At 72.2% G+C, this 17975-nt stretch carries 15 protein-coding genes; 9 read left to right on the top strand and 6 right to left on the bottom strand.

Annotation, left to right across the window (positions count from 1 at the left end; translation table 11 throughout):
* Positions 1-89 precede the first annotated feature (89 nt).
* Positions 90-1877 carry a biotin carboxylase N-terminal domain-containing protein gene (locus DEJ00_RS00510; protein ID WP_111056104.1) on the bottom strand — a complete coding sequence of 596 codons (1788 nt, stop codon included), beginning with the start codon at positions 1875-1877 and terminating at the stop codon, positions 90-92.
* 79 nt (positions 1878-1956) lie between these two features.
* A complete protein-coding gene (locus DEJ00_RS00505) occupies positions 1957-2751 on the bottom strand; it encodes a nucleoside triphosphate pyrophosphatase (RefSeq protein ID WP_111056103.1) in 795 nt (264 codons plus the stop codon).
* Positions 2752-2765: 14 nt separating this feature from the next.
* On the opposite strand from DEJ00_RS00505, the gene DEJ00_RS00500 reads away from it, so the two are divergent.
* From DEJ00_RS00500 to DEJ00_RS00485, 4 genes are all read left to right on the top strand, one after another.
* Positions 2766-4025 carry a class I SAM-dependent RNA methyltransferase gene (locus tag DEJ00_RS00500; RefSeq protein WP_111056102.1) on the top strand — a complete coding sequence of 420 codons (1260 nt, stop codon included), beginning with the start codon at positions 2766-2768 and terminating at the stop codon, positions 4023-4025.
* Positions 4026-4201: 176 nt separating this feature from the next.
* Positions 4202-4921: a response regulator transcription factor gene (locus tag DEJ00_RS00495; protein ID WP_017888757.1), complete on the top strand. Its 720-nt coding sequence runs from the start codon at positions 4202-4204 to the stop codon at positions 4919-4921.
* Between the two features lie 5 nt (positions 4922-4926).
* Complete coding sequence (locus DEJ00_RS00490) at positions 4927-6180, top strand: sensor histidine kinase (protein ID WP_111056101.1); 1254 nt, start codon at positions 4927-4929, stop codon at positions 6178-6180.
* Positions 6177-7226, top strand: coding sequence for a hypothetical protein (locus DEJ00_RS00485; protein ID WP_111056269.1), 1050 nt, complete (start codon positions 6177-6179; stop codon positions 7224-7226). The genes DEJ00_RS00490 and DEJ00_RS00485 overlap by 4 nt, the downstream gene beginning before the upstream one ends.
* A gap of 736 nt (positions 7227-7962) precedes the next feature.
* On the opposite strand, the gene DEJ00_RS00480 is transcribed toward DEJ00_RS00485, so the two are convergent.
* Complete coding sequence (locus DEJ00_RS00480) at positions 7963-8217, bottom strand: acyl-CoA carboxylase subunit epsilon (protein ID WP_051596908.1); 255 nt, start codon at positions 8215-8217, stop codon at positions 7963-7965.
* Entirely contained in the window at positions 8217-9812 is a 1596-nt protein-coding gene (locus tag DEJ00_RS00475; protein ID WP_027466469.1) for an acyl-CoA carboxylase subunit beta, read from the bottom strand. The genes DEJ00_RS00480 and DEJ00_RS00475 overlap by 1 nt, the downstream gene beginning before the upstream one ends.
* A 74-nt stretch (positions 9813-9886) precedes the next feature.
* On the opposite strand from DEJ00_RS00475, the gene DEJ00_RS00470 reads away from it, so the two are divergent.
* The 4 genes from DEJ00_RS00470 to DEJ00_RS00455 all read left to right on the top strand — a co-directional run bounded on the left by DEJ00_RS00470 (position 9887) and on the right by DEJ00_RS00455 (position 14576).
* Positions 9887-10687 carry a biotin--[acetyl-CoA-carboxylase] ligase gene (locus DEJ00_RS00470; RefSeq protein WP_111056100.1) on the top strand — a complete coding sequence of 267 codons (801 nt, stop codon included), beginning with the start codon at positions 9887-9889 and terminating at the stop codon, positions 10685-10687.
* Between the two features lie 4 nt (positions 10688-10691).
* The gene (locus DEJ00_RS00465) at positions 10692-11240 is read left to right on the top strand and encodes a PH domain-containing protein (protein WP_071244247.1); all 549 of its coding nucleotides are present in this window, start codon (positions 10692-10694) and stop codon (positions 11238-11240) included.
* A gap of 82 nt (positions 11241-11322) precedes the next feature.
* On the top strand, positions 11323-12630 hold the full coding sequence (locus DEJ00_RS00460) for a UDP-glucose/GDP-mannose dehydrogenase family protein (RefSeq protein WP_111056099.1): 1308 nt from the start codon (positions 11323-11325) through the stop codon (positions 12628-12630).
* A gap of 56 nt (positions 12631-12686) precedes the next feature.
* Positions 12687-14576 carry a hypothetical protein gene (locus tag DEJ00_RS00455; protein ID WP_111056098.1) on the top strand — a complete coding sequence of 630 codons (1890 nt, stop codon included), beginning with the start codon at positions 12687-12689 and terminating at the stop codon, positions 14574-14576.
* Here DEJ00_RS00455 and DEJ00_RS00450 read toward each other — a convergent pair.
* Positions 14554-16092, bottom strand: a complete 1539-nt coding sequence (locus DEJ00_RS00450) for a DUF2142 domain-containing protein (RefSeq protein WP_111056097.1) — start codon at positions 16090-16092, stop codon at positions 14554-14556. The two genes, DEJ00_RS00455 and DEJ00_RS00450, sit on opposite strands and share 23 nt — an antisense overlap.
* 10 nt (positions 16093-16102) lie before the next feature.
* Complete coding sequence (locus DEJ00_RS00445) at positions 16103-16621, bottom strand: GtrA family protein (RefSeq protein ID WP_111056096.1); 519 nt, start codon at positions 16619-16621, stop codon at positions 16103-16105.
* 113 nt (positions 16622-16734) lie between these two features.
* Here DEJ00_RS00445 and DEJ00_RS00440 point away from each other — a divergent pair, with 113 nt between their 5' ends.
* Positions 16735-17871, top strand: a complete 1137-nt coding sequence (locus DEJ00_RS00440) for a 5-(carboxyamino)imidazole ribonucleotide synthase (protein WP_111056095.1) — start codon at positions 16735-16737, stop codon at positions 17869-17871.
* The last annotated feature ends 104 nt before the right edge of the window (positions 17872-17975 follow it).

Raw genomic sequence — 17975 nt, 5'->3', positions numbered from 1 at the left:
AAAGTCACTCCGAACCGCGCAATGATCGGGTTCGAGGTGACTTTGGTTGTGCGACGCTGCCGCGCGGCGCGCGAGAAGAAACGCCCGCGCTACGCGAGCTCGAGCAGCACGTGACCGGACGAGACCGTCTGGCCGACCGGGGCGTTCAGGCCGGTGACGACGCCGTCCTTGTGGGCCTGCACGGGCTGCTCCATCTTCATGGCCTCGAGCACGACGAGCAGGTCGCCCTTCACCACGGTGTCACCCTCGGCGACCGCGAGCTTCACCACGGTGGCCTGCATCGGCGACGCGACGGACGACCCGGACTTCGCCAGGCCCCCGCGGACGGCCGACGAGCGGCGCTTCGGGGGAGCGGTGGGGCCGGCGGGGCGACGACCGGCGAGACCGGCACCGGCAGCACCGCCACCGACGATCGACGGCATGGTGACCTCGATGCGCTTGCCCTGCACCTCGACGACGACGCTCTCTCGCGCAGCCGGGGCCGGAAGTTCCTCGGGGGAGCCGCTCCACGCCGGGATGTCGTTGACGAAGTCGGTCTCGATCCACTGCGTGTAGATGCTGAAGGGCTCGTCGTCGGCCGTCGCGAACGCCGGGTCCGACACCACGGCACGGTGGAAGGGGAGCACGGTCGGCAGGCCCGTGACCTCAAACTCGGCGAGTGCACGGCGCGAACGCTCCAGCGCCTCGGCACGGGTGGCGCCGGTGACGATCAGCTTCGCGAGCATCGAGTCGAACGAGCCGGACACGATGTCACCGGAGACGACGCCCGAGTCGACACGGACACCGGGGCCGGACGGTGCGTTGAAGGCGTGCACGGGGCCGGGCGCGGGGAAGAAGTTGCGACCCGGGTCCTCGCCGTTGATGCGGAACTCGAACGAGTGTCCCCGCGGCGTGGGGTCCGAGTAGTCGAGCACGCCGCCCTCGGCGATGCGGAACTGCTCGCGCACCAGGTCGATGCCGGTGACCTCTTCGGAGACGCAGTGTTCGACCTGCAGGCGGGTGTTGACCTCGAGGAACGACACGGTGCCGTCGGCGCCGATGAGGAACTCGCAGGTGCCGGCACCGACGTAGCCGACCTCGCGCAGGATCGCCTTCGACGACTCGTACAGCGCGGTCTGCTGCTCGGGCGTCAGGTAGGGCGCCGGGGCCTCCTCGACGAGCTTCTGGTGACGACGCTGCAGGGAGCAGTCGCGGGTGGAGACCACGACGACGTTGCCGTGCTCGTCCGCCAGGCACTGGGTCTCGACGTGGCGCGGCTTGTCCAGGTACTTCTCGACGAAGCACTCGCCCCGACCGAACGCGGCGATCGCCTCACGCGTGGCGGACTCGAAGAGCTCCTCGACGGAGGCACGGTCGCGGACGACCTTCAGTCCACGACCGCCACCGCCGAACGCCGCCTTGATCGCGACGGGCAGACCGACCTGGTCGACGAAGTCGAAGACCTCGGAGACGTCCTGCACGGGCTCGATGGTGCCGGGGGCGAGCGGCGCGCCGACCTTCTCGGCGACGTGGCGCGCGGAGACCTTGTCACCGAGGCGCTCGATCGATTCCGGCGACGGGCCGATCCAGACGAGCCCGGCATCGATGACGGCGCGGGCGAAGTCGGCGTTCTCGGCGAGGAACCCGTAGCCCGGGTGCACGGCGTCCGCGCCGGAGCGGCGGGCGACCGAGATGATCTTGTCGATGAGGAGGTACGTGTCGGCGCTCGTGGTGCCGTTCAGCGCGTAGGCCTCGTCGGCGAGGCGGGCGTGCAGGGCATCGCGGTCCTGGTCGGCGTAGACCGCGACCGATGCCTTGCCCGCGTCGCGGGCCGCGCGGATGATGCGGACGGCGATCTCGCCGCGGTTCGCGATGAGGACCTTGCTGATACGGGGCATGACACATCAGCGTATTCGTGCGGCGGGAGTGCGTTTTGACTGGCACCCACAAAGAACCACCCGGAACAGGTGCGGATGTCTACAGTGCCCACAGGTCGTGCCAGGCGATGCCGAAGCCCCGGAGGAGCATCGATCGCAGCACCGGCAGCGACATCCCGATCACGGCGGACGGTGCTCCGTCGATCCGCGTGATGTACGCCGCGGCACGGCCGTCGATGGTGAAGGCACCCGCGACCTCGAGCGGCTCGCCCGTCGCGACGTACGCGTCGATCTCGTCGACGGACACATCATCGGCGAAGGTCAGCACCGCGCTGTCGACCGCGACCACGCGGTCGCCACCGGCGGCCAGCGCCGACCCGCCGGGCACGACGGCACCCAGCTGCGGGACGCCGGCGGTGGACGTGACCAGGGACCGGACGGGAGGCACGGTGCGGGCCGGTGCCGCGCCTCCTGGCCGTCCCGTGGCCGGTTCCGGATCCCGGTGCCGGTCGTCGCGTCGTCGATCGATCACGCAGTGTCCGCTCCACAGCGTCCCGCCGCCGGCGGCGAGCATCTGTCGCCAGCGCTCCCGGGCGACCGCGGGGTCGTGCGGCTTGCCGTACAGCTGTCCGTCGACCTCGAACGCGGAGTCCCCGCCGAACACGACCCCGTCGACCGGTGACCCGGCGACCGCGGAGTCGGCGACTGCGGACGCCTTGGCGACGGCGAGCAGCGAGACGAGCTCCGGTCCGGTCAGGGCGCGGCCGAGCGATGCCGCGGCGGCGGCGCCGACGGCGTCCTCGTCGACGCCGGGGGACACGAGCACGGGTTCGATCCCGGACTGGGCGAGGAGTGCTCGGCGGGCGGGGGATGTACTCGCGAGGTACAGACGCATGGGACCATCTCACCATGGGTGAATCCGTCGGCACGCTGCTCGAACTCGACGTCACCGGGATCGCCCACGGCGGCATCTCGGTGGCACGACACGAAGGACGGGTGGTCTTCGTCTCGGACGCGATCCCCGGGGAGCGCGTCGTCGCCCGGGTGACCGAGGACCGCAAGAAGTCGTTCTGGCGCGCCGACACGGTCAGCGTCATCACGCCGAGCGAGCACCGCGTCGACCACGTCTGGCCCGAGGCCGCGCTCGAGCGTGACCCCGAGACGCGCCCGGGTGGTGCCGAGTTCGGTCACATCGCCCTCGCACACCAGCGCACGCTCAAGCACGACGTCCTCGTCGACTCGTTCGCGCGGTTCGCACGGATGGACCTCGCCGAGGTGCTCGGCCACGACGTCGTCGTCGAGGCCGCGCCCGGCGACGACGCGGCGAACGGCCTCGGCTGGCGCACCCGCGTCCGGCTGCACGTCGACGAGCAGGGCACCGCCGGCCCGTTCGCGGCCCGCTCCCACTCCGTCATCCCGGTCACCGGCCTGCCGCTCGCGACCGCCGTCGTGCAGCAGAGCGCCCCGCTCGGCCGCGGTGCGCTGCCGGGCTCCTCGGTCATCGACGTCCTCGCGCCGAGTGGCTCCGAGGGTGCGCGGCTGGTCATCGACGACCAGAAGCCCACCGTGGTGACCGAGGTCGTGGGGGAGCGCACGTTCCAGGTCGACGACAACGGGTTCTGGCAGGTGCACCGCGCCGCGGCGACCGTGCTCACCGAGGCCGTGCAGGACCTGGTCGACCGCGACCGCCTCGACCCCGAGGGCACCCACCTGGACCTGTACGGCGGTGTCGGCCTGCTCGCCGCCGCCCTCGGCGACCTGGTCGGCCCGAAGGCGCGCATCACGAGCGTCGAGAGCGCCGCCCGTGCCACCGAGCACGCGCAGGAGAACCTGTCCGAGTGGCTCGGCGCCCGCGCCGAGACCGGCCGCGTGGACCGCTGGCTGACGAACACGGTGGTGAACGCCTCGCGCGCCGAGAAGGACCGCTTCCGCGCCGGCACGATCGTGCTCGACCCGCCCCGCGCCGGTGCCGGTCGTGACGTGGTCGTGCAGATCGCGGCGCTCCAGCCGGAGCAGGTCGTCTACGTGGCGTGCGACCCGGTGGCGCTGGCCCGCGACGTCGCGACGTTCGCCGACCTCGGCTACCGGCTCGAAGCACTGCGGGCCTTCGACCTGTTCCCGCACACCCACCACCTGGAAGCCGTCGCACGCCTGGTCCCCGCACGCTGAGGTCCGGTGGTCGCGCGAGGCCGGGTCCTTGCGTGTCGGGGTGTCCACCAATCGGCGGACCGGCCAGCGTGGCGCAGCCCAGAAGCCCCGCACCTGAGTCCGGGCTGGGTATCCTGGGTCGTTGATGGCACTCCGGTTTCAGGGGCCGGCGTCGCGCATCGGAACGAGAGGCCACTGTGGCAGCAGGAACGACAACCACCAGCACCGAGACGTCAGGGGCGGCCACCAGGCCGGTCCGGGTCGCGATCGTCGACGACCACGAGTCCGTCCGACTCGGGATCCAGGCGGCGTGCCAGAACGAGGGGTTCGAGGTGGTGCTCACCGCCGCCAGCGTCCCCGAGTACGTCCAGAACCTCGACGGGCGAGAGGTCGACGTCGTCGTCCTCGACCTGTCCCTCGGTGACGGCTCGACCGTGACCGAGAACGTCAAGGGCGTGCAGGGGACGGGATCGGCGGTGCTCGTGCACTCCATCGCGGACCGTGTCGCCAACGTGCGTGAGGCGCTCGCAGCAGGGGCTGCGGGCGTCATCCCGAAGTCCTCGGCCACCAAGACCGTGATGGCCGCGGTCGCCACCGTCGCACGCGGTGACGTGCTCAACAACCTCGAGTGGGCGAGCGCCATCGACGCCGACCGCGACTTCGCGAAGGCGCAGCTCGGCCGCCGCGAGCGCGAGATCCTGCACCTCTACGCCTCGGGTCTCCCGCTCAAGCTCGCCGCCCAGCAGCTCGGCATCGGCTACTCGACGGCCCGTGAGTACCTCGACCGGATCCGTGTGAAGTACGTCGAGGTCGGTCGCCCGGCCCCGACGAAGGTCGACCTGCTGCGTCGAGCCGTCGAGGACGGGATCCTCCCCGGACTCGACTCGGGCATCGACCCCGACGGCGACGGTCGCTGACACGGATGGCGACCGCGGCTGAGTCGGCGCGGACGGTCGTCGAACCGGCGCCGTTCGGCGCCGATCCGGCGCGCAGCGTCCGTGCCTCGATCACGCAGGCGTCGGTCGAGCGCGCGTTCGCGATCCTCCTCGCGATGGCGGCGATCGGCCTCGGCATCGTCGACGCGCCCGCGGTCCTGCAGCAGCTGCCGTACCTCGACCCGTTCTGGGGGCCGACGCTGATGCTCGCCCTCGCGGCGTCGTTCGTGTTCATCGGGGTCTCGGCCTTCGTGCAGCGGGTCGCGCAGCTGGCGCAGATCGTCTGCGCGCTGCTGTTCCTCGTCGTGCTCGTGACGTGGACGGCGACCGTGCAGGAGCCCATCCCGTCGGCGCAGCAGCCGTGGCCGTGGTGGTTCTGCACGGTCGGCTGCACGGCGGCGGCGATGGGCTTCGCCACGTGGCGTGCGACGGTCTACACCGCGCTCGTGCCGGCGGTGTACGTCGTCATCCGGCTCAGCCCGCTCGGCGGCGACGTCGGGGTCCTCGCCGTCCTGCTCGACGGCGTCTACACGGCGCTGCTCAGCGGTGCGGTGCTCGTCATCGCCGTGGTGCTGCGGCGTGCGGCCACGTCGGTCGACACGGCGCAGTCCACGGCCGTGCGGCGGTACTCGCTCGCCATCCGGGAACACGCCACCGAGGTCGAGCGGGTCCAGGTGGACGCCATCGTGCACGACAGCGTGCTCACGACGCTGCTCTCCGCCGCACGGGCCGACACGCTCGAGGCCAAGACCCTCGCCGCTCGGATGGCCCGGAACGCGATCGACCACCTCGAGGCAGCGGCCACCGACGGTCCCGGCGACGTCGCGCCGGTCGCCCTCGGGGAACTCCGGGCGCGCATCCGCGAGGGGGTGGGTGCGTTGCCCGCCCCGGTCCGCCTCGTCCCGACGCCGACCGGGTCGGTCCGCCTGCCCGCGTCGGTCGCCGACGCGCTGGCCTCGGCGGCGCTGCAGGCCGCGGTGAACAGCGTGCAGCACGCCGGCGACGCTGACGTCTCCCGTTGGGTCCGCATCGAGCAGCAGGGCCAGGGGGTGCTCGTCGAGGTCGGTGACGACGGCCGCGGGTTCGACGTCGCGGCCATCCCCGCCGAACGGCTCGGTGTCCGTCGCTCCATCGTGGAGCGGGTCGCGACCGTCGACGGTCGCGCCGAGGTGCACACCGCACCGGGCGAGGGCACCCGCATCGTGCTGACGTGGTCGCCGACCGCGAGGACGACCGCATGAGGGTCTCCCTGCCGGCGAGCATCGCCCTCGGCCTGGCGTCGCTGTTCTCCGTCTACCACCTGGTCCTCGCCGCGGCCACGCTGCCGCGCGTCGACCAGGTCGCCCCGATCATCGCCTGCATGGTCCTGTACGCCGCGGCCACCGGCCTCGCACTCTTCGTCCCCGGCAGGGTCCTGCCGGTCTGGACGGCCTGCTTCTCGCTCGCCACCGCGATCGTGATGCCGGTGATCGCCGCCCCCGTCCTCGTCGAGGGTCGCGGTCCTGGGTCCGCCACCTGGTGGATCGCAGCCATCGGCACGCTCATGGTGGTGCTCGTCGTGCGCGGCCGCGGACCCTTCGCGTGGGCGGGCGTGCTGTTCCTGACCGTGTACACCGTCGCCTGGGCCGGTCTCGGCTCGCTCGGTGGGCTCGGCGTGGTCGGCAGCGTCGCCTGGGTCGCGATCGCCACGGTCTTCGCCGCCGCGATGAGCCGCGCCATCCGGAACACCCGTGAGCTCGTCCTCGCCGAGCAGGAGACCGCGGACTGGCAGGCCGCGCAGGACGCCCACGTGTTCGAGCGGCAGTTCCGGCTGAGCCAGACCACCCGGATGGCCCTGCCGATGCTGCAGCGCATCATCGACTCCTGCGGCGACCTCGACGACGCCGACCGCGCCGAGTGCCTGCACCTCGAGCAGGCCATCCGCGACGAGATCCGGGGCCGGTCCCTGTTGTCCGACGACGTCCGCGACGAGGTGATGCGCCTGCGTCGCCGCGGCGCGACCGTGCAGCTGCACGACGACGGCGGGCTCGACGACCTGGACGCCCCGGACATCCGCCGCATCCACGCCCGCGTCGCCGAGGCGCTCCGGCAGGCCCGCGACGCCGACAACGTCATCGTGCGGACGGTCGGCGAGGGGTCCGACTCCGCGGTGACCGTCGTCGGACTCCGCCTCGACGGCGCGGCCAGCGAGTCCGCGGCGCTCGGAGCGGGGCTGGACGACGACGACGGTGACGAGGACGACTCCGTCGCACTCTGGCTGGAGATCCCGCGGCACGAGCCGGCGTAGCGCGCGCTGAGCACGGCACGCGCGCGCGTTCCGCGACGATGCACCACGTGATCGACAGGTGGATCGTCGCGAACGCGGTGCGGACGGCGCTGCGGACGGCGTTGCGGACGCGCGTGGTGCGCCGGGCGTGCGGGCGGCGCTGGACGCGATGGGGGACAGCCGGGAGGCCCGTGGCGGCCCCGCACGGGCCTCCCGGCCGTCATGTGGTGCGCCGCGCTGGCGCGCGCACGGGAGCGACCATGTCGTTGTCGTACGACGTCGACGGTGTCGCTCTGACGCGCGCGCAACTGTTGCGAACGCGCGGAAGCGACCGTGTCGGTGTCGTACGACGTCGACGGTGTCGTTCCGCGTCGGCATCGGTGTCGCCCCCGCAGCCCTCGCAGCCGCTGCAGCACCCGCCCGCAGCCGCCACACGCCCCGGAAACGGGGAACGGGCCGGTCGGATACCGACCGGCCCGTTCACGACCCGAGGCTGAGCGACAACCCGAATGTCGCCCTGCCTCGCAGCGGGCGGTGGCTTCGTACCCTAGTCGGCCACCGTCCTGCGATGTCTTTCGTTGAAGGACACCGAACACCAACTACTATGCCGACGCACGAGCTGCATGTCAGTCGTCATTATGGGGGACAATTCCGGCAGTTCCGGTCCGTATCCGCTGATCGTGTCCCCCGAGTGAGGGGATACCGACCGGGAAGTGCGCCCTGCAACCGTTCCGGTCGCGCGCGCACCAGGGGTACATCAGCGGAGCGATCGGCCCCAGGCACCCGGCCCGTGGTCGAGCGGGCGGCGCAGTCCGCGGGCCGCGGCGTCCCACCCCGTGCGGGGCTCGACGACCACGGCGGCGCGTCCGGCCGCTGCGGCTTCGTCGGCCTGGCGCTGCAGGACGGCCACGACGGCGGCGAGCTCCTCGGGGGTGGGGTCGCCGGAGACCACCCGGACGTCCGCCACCGAGGCGGGCTCGTCCGAGGGCACGGCTGCTGCGTGTCGACCCATCAGAGGGGGATGTTCCCGTGCTTCTTCGGGGGCAGCGTGGCGCGCTTGCCCCGCAGCGACCGGAGGGCCTTGATGACCGACACCCGGGTGGCGTGCGGCTGGATGATGCCGTCGAGCTCACCGCGCTCGGCCGCCAGGTAGGGCGACGCGACGTTGTACGTGTACTCGTTCGCGAGCTTCGTGCGGACCGCGGCGACGTCCTCGCCGGACTCCTCGGCGCGCTTGATCTCGGCGCGGTACAGGATGTTGACGGCACCCTGGCCGCCCATGACGGCGATCTCGGCGGTCGGCCACGCCAGGTTGATGTCGGCACCGAGCTGCTTCGAGCCCATCACGATGTACGCGCCGCCGTAGGCCTTGCGGGTGATGACGGTGACGAGCGGGACGGTGGCCTCGGCGTAGGCGTACAGCAGCTTCGCGCCGCGGCGGATGACGCCGGTCCACTCCTGGTCGGTGCCGGGCAGGTAGCCGGGCACGTCCACCAGGGTCAGGATCGGGATGCCGAACGCGTCGCAGAACCGCACGAAGCGGGCGGCCTTCTCGCCGGCGTCGATGTTCAGCGTGCCGGCCATCGCCTGCGGCTGGTTCGCGATGATGCCGACCGTGCGGCCCTCGACCCGGCCGAAGCCGATCAGGATGTTCGGCGCGAAGAGCGGCTGGACCTCGAGGAACTCACCGTCGTCGACGATGTGCTCGATGATCGTGGTGACGTCGTACGGCTGGTTGGTCGAGTCCGGGATCACGAGGTCGAGCTCGTGGTCGGCGTCGGTGGTCTCGAGCTCCGGGGCGACGTCGTAGGCCGGCGGGTCGGACAGGTTGTTGTCCGGCAGGAACCCGATGAGCGAGCGCGCGTAGTCGAGCGCGTCGGTCTCGTCCTCGGCCAGGTAGTGGGCCACGCCGGAGACCGCGTTGTGGGTCTGCGCGCCACCGAGCTCCTCGAAGCCGACGTCCTCGCCCGTGACGGTCTTGATGACGTCCGGACCGGTGACGAACATGTGGCTGGTCTTGTCGACCATGATGACGAAGTCGGTGAGCGCGGGGGAGTACACCGCACCGCCGGCCGCCGGGCCCATCACGATCGAGAGCTGCGGGATGACGCCGGAGGCCTGGGTGTTCAGGCGGAAGATCTCGCCGTACTTGCCGAGCGCGACCACGCCTTCCTGGATGCGGGCGCCGCCGGAGTCGAGGATGCCGATGATCGGCACACCCGTCTTCAGCGCGTGCTGCATGACCTTGATGATCTTCTCGCCGGCGACCTCGCCGAGGGACCCGCCGAAGACCGTGAAGTCCTGGGCGTAGACCGCGACGTTGCGGCCGTGGATCGTGCCGACGCCGGTGACGACCGCGTCACCGTAGGGGCGCTTGGCGTCCATGCCGAACGACGTGGTGCGGTGGCGCACGAACTCGTCGAACTCCACGAAGGAGTTCGGATCGAGCAGCTGCTCGATGCGTTCGCGCGCGGTGCCCTTGCCCTTCGCGTGCTGCTTGGCGATGGCGGATTCGCCCGCGGCGGTCACGGCCTCGTGGTACCGGTCGCGGAGGTCGGCCAGCCGGCCGGCCGTCGTCGACAGATCGGGGGTGTCTCCTGAAGTCACCCGCTCACCCTACCGGCGGGTGGGACGCTGCCGGTTGGAGGACCCCCACGGTTCCTGCCCGTACATTTGCGTGCATGTCCACATCCCCGTCGCCGTCGTTCCCCGCCACCAGCGAGGCGGTCCGGTCGGCGGGCGCGACGATCACCACCCCCGCCGAGACCGGGTCCACCAACGCGGACCTGCTCGCCGCCGCCCCGGAGCAGCAGCACGGCAGCGTCCTCGCGACCCTGCACCAGACCGCGGGCCGGGGTCGGCTCGACCGCACCTGGACCGCTCCGGCCGGTGAGACGCTGGCCGCCAGCGTGCTCGTCCGCGCGGACCTGGACGACCACGACCGCGGCTGGCTGCCGTTGGTGGCCGGCGCGGCCATGCGCGACGCGATCGCGTCGGTGCTCCCCGCCGGCGCGGACGTCGTCGTGAAGTGGCCGAACGACGTGCAGGTCGCCGGGGACAAGGTGTGCGGGATCCTCTGCCAGGTCGCCGCCGACGGCAGCGTCGTGGTCGGGGCCGGCGTGAACCTGACGATCCCGGCTGATCGGCTGCCCACCCCGACGTCCACCTCGCTCCTGCTCGCCGGCGCGGTCGACGACGCACCCGCCCTGGCCGACGCGGTCCTGTCCGCCTTCCTGCGGTCCGTCCTGGAGGCGGTGGCCGGCCTGGTCACGGGTGGTCCCGCCGCCGAGACGGTCCGGTTCCACGTCCGCGCCGCGTGCGGCACCATCGGTCGCCGCATCCGCCTCGAGCTGCCGGACGGCACCGTCGAGGAGGCCGACGCGACCGGCATCGACGACGCCGGTCGCATCACGATCCGGGACCAGGCGGGGCGCACCAGGGGCGTCGCGGTGGGAGACGTCACCCACCTGCGGTATGCATGACGGCATGACCGCCGAGCCCCCGCCCGAACGTGTCGTCGCGCGCCTGCGACCGCACGCTCGTCGGCTGGTGCGCCCGGCGGTGTTCGTCGTGCTCGTCACCGCGGCCGGGGGGTTCGGCTTCGGCGTGTTCCAGGCGCAGCTGGCGTGGCTGAACGCCGTCGTCGCGCTCGTCGTCGTGGTGCTCGTCGTGTTCGGCGGCGCCGTCCCGCTGTTCCGCTGGATGTCGGAGCGGTACGTCGTCACCACCCGTCGCCTGGTCGTGGTCAACGGACTCGGCACGCGGACCCGACGGGAACTCCTGCACTCCCGCGGCTACGACGTCACGGTGCGGCGCCGCGGGCTGCAGGGGCTGTTCCGCTCCGGCGACGTGCTCGTGTTCCCCGGGGACGACCCGGCGGTGGTCCTCGCGGACGTGCCGCACGCCGACCTCGTCGTCGCCGTCCTGCACGACCTGGTGGAGGCCTACGAGGCCAGGCGACGGCACCGTGAGCCGGACTGGGACGAGATCGTCGGCGGTCCGGACCGTCCGCCGTGGGGTGACGTGCGGGCCTGACCCCGGCCGGTGCGGGCGTCGCCGCGGGCGTCGCTGCGGCGCCGTGATGAGAGTTCGGCGAGAAACCGGTACCGTCTTCGACGTGCGTATCTCAGTGATCGGCTGCGGCTACCTCGGTGCCGTGCACGCCGCCTCCATGGCCAAACTCGGACACGAGGTCGTCGCCGTGGACGTCGACCCCACCAAGATCGAGCGGCTCGCTGCGGGCGAGGCCCCCTTCTTCGAGCCGGGCCTGCCCGAGATCCTGACCGAGGCCCTCGAGTCCGGTCGGATCCGCTTCACCACCGACATGGCCGAGGTCACCGGCGCCCGCGTGCACTTCCTCGCCGTCGGCACCCCGCAGGGTCCGACCGGTGCCGCAGACCTGACCTACGTGGACGCCGCCGTCGCCGCGCTCACCCCGCACCTGTCCGCCGGCGAGTTCGTCGTCGGCAAGTCGACCGTGCCCGTCGGCACCGCCGCACGCCTGGCCGCCGAGGTCAGCGAAGCCGTCCCCGGTGCCACCCTCGTCTGGAACCCCGAGTTCCTGCGTGAGGGCTTCGCCGTGCAGGACACCATCGCGCCGGACCGCTTCGTCTACGGCGTGCCCGACGGCGAGGCCGGCGAACAGGCCGTCGCCGCCCTCGACGAGGTCTACGCCGAGGCGCTGTCCACCGGAACGCCCCGACTCGTCGTCAACCTGCCCACCGCCGAGCTCGTGAAGATCAGCGCCAACGCGTTCCTCGCCACGAAGATCTCGTTCATCAACTCGATGGCCGAGATCGCCGAGGTCGCCGGTGCCGACGTCACGGCGCTCGCCGACGCGATCGGCCACGACGCCCGCATCGGCCGGAAGTTCCTGAACGCCGGCCTCGGCTTCGGTGGCGGCTGCCTGCCGAAGGACATCCGTGCGTTCCAGGCGCGGGCGAACGAGCTGGGCGTCGGGGAGTCCCTGGCGTTCCTGGCCGACGTCGACGCCACGAACCTGCGCCGTCGCGCCCACGTCGTGGAGCTGGCCCAGGAGCTGCTCGGCGGGGTCGTCAGCGGCAAGCGCGTCGCGGTGCTCGGCCTGGCCTTCAAGCCGAACTCCGACGACGTCCGCGACTCGCCGGCCCTCGACATCGCGGCCCGCCTGCACGAACTCGGCGCCGTCGTCTCGGCGTACGACCCCGAGGCCGTCGTCACCGCGCGCCGCGTGCGCCCCGAGCTCGACTACGTCGAGAGCGCGGCCGAGGCACTGGGGGGAGCGGAGCTGGTGCTCGTGCTCACCGAGTGGACCGAGTTCCGCGAGCTCGACGCGACCGCCGCCGCCGCGCTCGTGGCGTCACCCGTCGTCATCGACGGCCGCAACTGCCTCGATCGCGACGCCTGGACCGCGGCGGGCTTCACGTACCGCGGCATGGGGCGCTGAGCATCATCCCGGGGGGCGGCAGCACGGGCATCGCGGACACAGACACGGGGACGACCGTGCCGCCACGTGCTGTCGCGCACGCGGCCGGGCCACGGACGCGGGAGCGGGAGCGGGAGCGTCACCGTCGTCGGTTCGGCGCGTTCCACGAGGGGCGGCACCCGTCGCGTTCCTCGATCCTGGCCAACGCTGCGCTGCTGCTCGTCGCCGCGGTCCTGGTCGGCGTCGTGGCCTACCGCACCCGGCTCGAAGTGACCAACATCGACGGCATCTCGTACATGTCGATCGCCGAGCAGTACGCCGGCGGGCACTGGGCCGAGGCGGTCAACGGCTACTGGTCCCCGATGGTCTCCTGGCTGATGGCGCCGTTCATGGTGATGGGGTTCGGACCGAGCACGGCGTTCGCGATCGTGAACCTGGCGGCGAGCACCGCCGTGATGGGCGTCGGCGCGTGGCTGCTGCTGCGGACGACCGGCAACGGCTGGACCGCCGCGTGGTCGATCGTGGCGACCGCCCCGCTGATGCTGGCGAACGTCGCCCTGCAGACGCCCGACACCCTCGTGCTGCTGTGGGGCCTGCTCTTCGTGTGGTCGTTGCTCGCGGCGGACCGCGCCTGGCACGGCTCGGTCCGGCGCATCGTCGTGGCCGCGGCGGTCGTCGGACTGGTGTGCGCCATCGGGTACTGCACGAAGGCGTTCCTGGTCCCCGTGTTCCTCGTGGTGGTGCCGTCGTGGGCGCTCGTCCGGTGGTTCCAGGACCGGCGGGACGCACGAGAACCGCGGTCGCTGCTGCTGCCGGTGGTCGCGCTCCTGACGGCGGTGCTGTTCTCCGCGCCCTGGGTGGGGGCGCTGTCGGCCAAGTTCGGTGGCATCGAGCTCGGATCGTCACTGACGGTCAACGTCTCGAAGAAGTTCTCCGACTCGTCCGGCAAGGACTACCAGGAGGTCCGGATCCCCGCGCCGCCGAACGGGCTGGCGGTGTCGCCGAACGAGGACCGCACCCCGTCGCTGTACGAGGCCGGCGTGTACACCGCCGAGCGCGAGCTGCCGGTCCGGCTGCCTGCCGGCACACCGGTCGCGGCCGAGCCCGACGAGAGCAGCACGACGACGCTCGTCGGCAAGGTCCGGTACTACGTCGAGCAGCGCCTCGAAGCGCTGCCCTTCTACTTCACCCGCATCGGCTCGTTCGCGCCCTTCGCCCTGGCCATCGGGGTGGTGTTCGTCGGCGCGGCCGTCGCCGGGGTGGTGCACTACCGGCGGTTCGTCTTCACGAGCATCGTCGGGCTGTTCTCCGGCGTGTACCTGCTCGGGTACGCGGGCATCGCGACGGTGGAGTCGTTGGGCGGCAACGCGCGGTACTACCTGCCGCTCTTCACGGGTTCGGTGCTCGTCGCCGGAGCCCTGCTGCCCACTTTCTGGCGTACGGTGCGGCGCGGTCGACGCATCCGCAAGGTCGTCGCCGTCCTCGGCTGTGTGCTGGTCGTGGTCGCTTCGTACAGTCAGAACGTGAACGGTGTCCGCGCCCCGTTCTCGACGTACGAGGTCCGCCCGTCGGGCATCCCGGCCGGACAGGTCCTCGGCGAGGTCATCCACCCCGACGAGCCGCTGGTCGACGCGCTCCTGGCGTCCGACGTCATCCCCGCCGGCAGCAGGATCCTCGGCACGAACACCCGCAACACGGTGCTCGTGGCGTTCCGGCTCGGTGCCCAGATGTACGGCGAGGACGGGCAGGCGTACGACTACCAGGACCCGGCCTTCGTCGGCCTGCTCCGCGAAGCGGACGTGCAGTACTTCCTGAACTACACGAACCCGCGCGACCCGCAGGTCCGCGACTACTCCGCCATCGGACCGGTGGTCGGCACGTTCCCGGTCTACCAGGTCTGCTCGGACGCCAAGGGCGCCCCGCAGCAGTCCTGCTCGGTGGACGTCATCCAGGTCGCCGAGCGCTGACCGAGACGGGCCACGGCCGCCACACCCCGCCCACGCCGACCGTGATCCCGGCGGCGACGAGGACGGCGACCAGGAGCACCACGGCGAACGGCACCGGACCGGTGGCCCCGTACCGCGCGACGCTCGTTGCCGACAGGGGACCGTCGGCGGCGTTCCAGAACCAGGCGCTGACGACGGAGAGCCCCCAGAGCCCCACCGCCGGCAGCGCGACGGCGAGCGACCGGGTCAGCACGATCCGGCCGGCGCCCGGCCCCGTGAGCCGCCGCCACGCGAGGGCGCTGAGCGCGACGAGGCACACGAGTGCGGGGAACAGGTAGCGGCCCTGGGTGCCGGCCACCTCGGTCGTGTCCAGGTACGCCCGGGCGCTGCTCGCGGTCTGCAGGAGCAGCAGGAGTCCGGGGAACACCGCGAGGCACACCGCCGGCACCAGGGTGGGTCCGCGCCGGAACGCCCAGCCGACGAGCACGACGAGCGCGACGGCGGTCAGGACGGCGGTCAGGGTGTCACCGATGCTCACCTGCGCCCGCTGCCCGGGGGACCCCCAGAACGTCCGCGCGAGCGTTCCCCAGCTGACGTCGAGGAAGTGCCCGGGTGACGGGTGCTCACCCGCCGGGAACGGACGGTCCGGCCGGATCACGGCGTAGCCGTCGGGTTGCAGGGTGTGGAACACGAGGAGGTTGCGCACCCACCACCACCCACCGATCGCCCCCGCCACGACGAGTGCGGCGGCCGTCCGGAGGGATCGTGCACCACCGGTCAGCGTGCCCGCGCCCGCGACGAACACCACGAGCGCCACGAAGGGGATCGCCGGCAACCCCGTGCCCTTCGTCGCGACGAGGAGTCCGAGCGCCACGGCGAGGGCGAGCAGGGTCCGGCGGCGGAGGTCGCCCGTGAGCAGCCGGGTCGCGAGCCACACCACCGTGCCTCCGAGCAGGAGCACCGGGGCGTCGTTCGTCACCGACGCCCCGACGGACGCCAGCTGCGGCAGGGCGAACAGTGCGAGGGCGCCGAACAGTGCCGCGCGCGGCGAGCGCGTCAGGCGGCGGACCGCTGCCCACGTCAGCAGCGCGAGCGGGGTCACGAGCGCGGCGTCGACGAGCCGGAGGGCGACGAGCGCGTGGTCCCAGCGCAGCGAGCCGTGGTGCAGGACCCGGAGCACGGCGGCGTCCGCCAGGTACGCCGTCGGGGGGTGCTGGGTCATCTGGTTCACCGTCCGGGAGTCGCCGGGGTGTTCCTGCAGCAGCGCGCTGACGGTCGACCAGGACGACGCATCCCCGGAGGCCTGCTCCTGCTGCGCGGCCCCGACGGCGTTCGACACGTGCAGGGTGCCCGGGTCGGGCCACCCGGAGCCGGTCGCGACGTGCAGGGCGGCGTCGAAGTGGGCCGGCTCGTCCGGTGCCTGGAACGCCGGGACGACGAGCGCCCAGAGGACGAGCCAGAGGCCGAACGCGGCGGTCAGCACCGCGGTCCGCAGGGCCTCCGCCCGGGTGACGAGGGGGTGCGGTGCGTGCTGCATCGCTCCGAGACTACTGGCCGGACGCCTCGGACCGGGACGTCGCGGCGACGGTCGCGTCCTCGACGGTGTCGGCTCCGGCGCGCTCGTCCGGTCCGGTGCGTCCGACGCGCTCCGGGTGGTAGACCCACACCTTGTAGAGCCAGAAGCGGAACACGGTGCCGAGCAGCAGCCCGATGACGTTGCCGGAGACGTTGTCGGCCAGCGCCGACGTGAAGCCGAGGACGTAGTGGGAGACGGCGAGGCAGCCGAGCGAGATGACCATGCCGCCGAGGGACACGACGACGAACTCGACCCCCTCGCGGGTGGCCACGGCCCGTCGCTGCTCGCGGAACGTCCAGTACCGGTTGCCCATCCAGTTGACGAAGATGGCGACCGTCGTGGAGACCACCTTCGCCCAGAACGGTCCCGAGTGCACGTCCTCCGGGTTCAGCAGGGTCGACCGCAGCACGTTGAACACCGTGGTGTCCACGACGAAGCCGACGGCACCGACGACGCCGAAGCGTGCCAGCTGGGCGATGAGGCGCCGCACGAGCCCTCCAGGATCCGTAGAGTTGTGACCGGTCGTGCAGAGCGCGACCCGAACAGCGATTGTAGACAACGCGTTCACACCATGCGGTGGGAACGCCGGAAGGATCACACAGCATGGCGTTGCGCGTCGGGGTCATCGGTGGGGGACAGCTGGCACGGATGATGGTGCCGGCCGCGGTCGAACTGGGGATCGACATCCGGGTGCTCGCCGAGGGGCCGGGCATGTCCGCAGGCATCGCCGCCACCGCCGAGGGCGACTACCACGACACCGCCACGGTGCTCGAGTTCGCCCGGCAGGTCGACGTCGTGACCTTCGACCACGAGCACGTGCCGCAGGACGTCCTGCGCAGCCTGGTCGACGCGGGCGTGGCGGTCCACCCCGGTCCGGACGCGCTGGCCGTCGCGCAGGACAAGATCACCATGCGCCGCCGGCTGAGCGAACTCGGCTTGCCGGTGCCCGACTGGGCCGCCGTGCACGGTCCCGACGAACTCCGTGCCTTCCTCGCCGAGCACGGTGGCCGAGCCGTCGTCAAGACGCCGCGGGGCGGCTACGACGGCAAGGGCGTCCGGGTGGTCTCGGACGCTTCCGACGTCGACGACTGGTTCATCGCCGTGGCCGAGGCCGGCGGCGACCAGGCCCTCCTGGTCGAGGAGCTCGTCCCCTTCACCCGCGAGCTCGCGCAGTCCGTGGCACGCCGACCCTCCGGGCAGGTCGTCGCCTGGCCGCTCGTCGAGACCGTGCAGCGCGACGGGGTCTGCGCCGAGGTCATCGCACCCGCTCCGGACAGCGCCGGCCGGATCGCCGACCTGACCGAGTCGATCGCCGTCCGCATCGCCGAAGAACTCGGGGTGACCGGCGTGCTGGCCGTCGAGCTGTTCCAGACCGACGACGAACGCATCCTGATCAACGAGCTCGCGATGCGTCCGCACAACACCGGGCACTGGACCATCGACGGTGCCACCACGAGCCAGTTCGAGCAGCACCTGCGAGCGGTCCTCGACCTGCCGCTCGGAGCCACCGGCTCGTTCGCCCCGGCGTCCGTCATGGTGAACGTGCTCGGCGGACCCGCGGACGGCGACCTCGCCGCCCGGTACCCCGCAGCGCTCGAGGCCTTCCCCGAGGCGAAGTACCACTTCTACGGCAAGGCGCCCCGGCCCGGCCGGAAGATCGGGCACGTCACGGTGCTCGGTGACGACGTCGACGACGTCGTGTACCGCGCCCGCGCGGCCGCAGCGCACTTCGACGACTGAGGTCGTGTCACCGACGTGACCGGATGACGTCACTGGAGGCCCGTGGCGACGCCGCCACGGGCCTCCCGTAGCGTCCCGGGTGCGGGACGCACTTGTCGGCCGCT

This window comes from Curtobacterium sp. MCLR17_039, assembly GCF_003234745.1.
Lineage (GTDB): Bacteria > Actinomycetota > Actinomycetes > Actinomycetales > Microbacteriaceae > Curtobacterium > Curtobacterium flaccumfaciens.
This window is presented reverse-complemented; position numbering and strand designations above follow the sequence as displayed.

What these genes read in the sequence shown, in the direction of transcription:
- DEJ00_RS00505 (WP_111056103.1), bottom strand. Translation starts at nt 2,751, where the DNA reads ATGCGTCTGTACCTCGCGAGTACATCCCCCGCCCGCCGAGCACTCCTC.
- DEJ00_RS00510 (WP_111056104.1), bottom strand. Translation starts at nt 1,877, where the DNA reads ATGCCCCGTATCAGCAAGGTCCTCATCGCGAACCGCGGCGAGATCGCC.
- DEJ00_RS00485 (WP_111056269.1), top strand. Translation starts at nt 6,177, where the DNA reads ATGAGGGTCTCCCTGCCGGCGAGCATCGCCCTCGGCCTGGCGTCGCTG.
- DEJ00_RS00465 (WP_071244247.1), top strand. Translation starts at nt 10,692, where the DNA reads ATGACCGCCGAGCCCCCGCCCGAACGTGTCGTCGCGCGCCTGCGACCG.
- DEJ00_RS00450 (WP_111056097.1), bottom strand. Translation starts at nt 16,092, where the DNA reads ATGCAGCACGCACCGCACCCCCTCGTCACCCGGGCGGAGGCCCTGCGG.
- DEJ00_RS00440 (WP_111056095.1), top strand. Translation starts at nt 16,735, where the DNA reads ATGGCGTTGCGCGTCGGGGTCATCGGTGGGGGACAGCTGGCACGGATG.
- DEJ00_RS00500 (WP_111056102.1), top strand. Translation starts at nt 2,766, where the DNA reads ATGGGTGAATCCGTCGGCACGCTGCTCGAACTCGACGTCACCGGGATC.
- DEJ00_RS00480 (WP_051596908.1), bottom strand. Translation starts at nt 8,217, where the DNA reads ATGGGTCGACACGCAGCAGCCGTGCCCTCGGACGAGCCCGCCTCGGTG.
- DEJ00_RS00490 (WP_111056101.1), top strand. Translation starts at nt 4,927, where the DNA reads ATGGCGACCGCGGCTGAGTCGGCGCGGACGGTCGTCGAACCGGCGCCG.
- DEJ00_RS00470 (WP_111056100.1), top strand. Translation starts at nt 9,887, where the DNA reads ATGTCCACATCCCCGTCGCCGTCGTTCCCCGCCACCAGCGAGGCGGTC.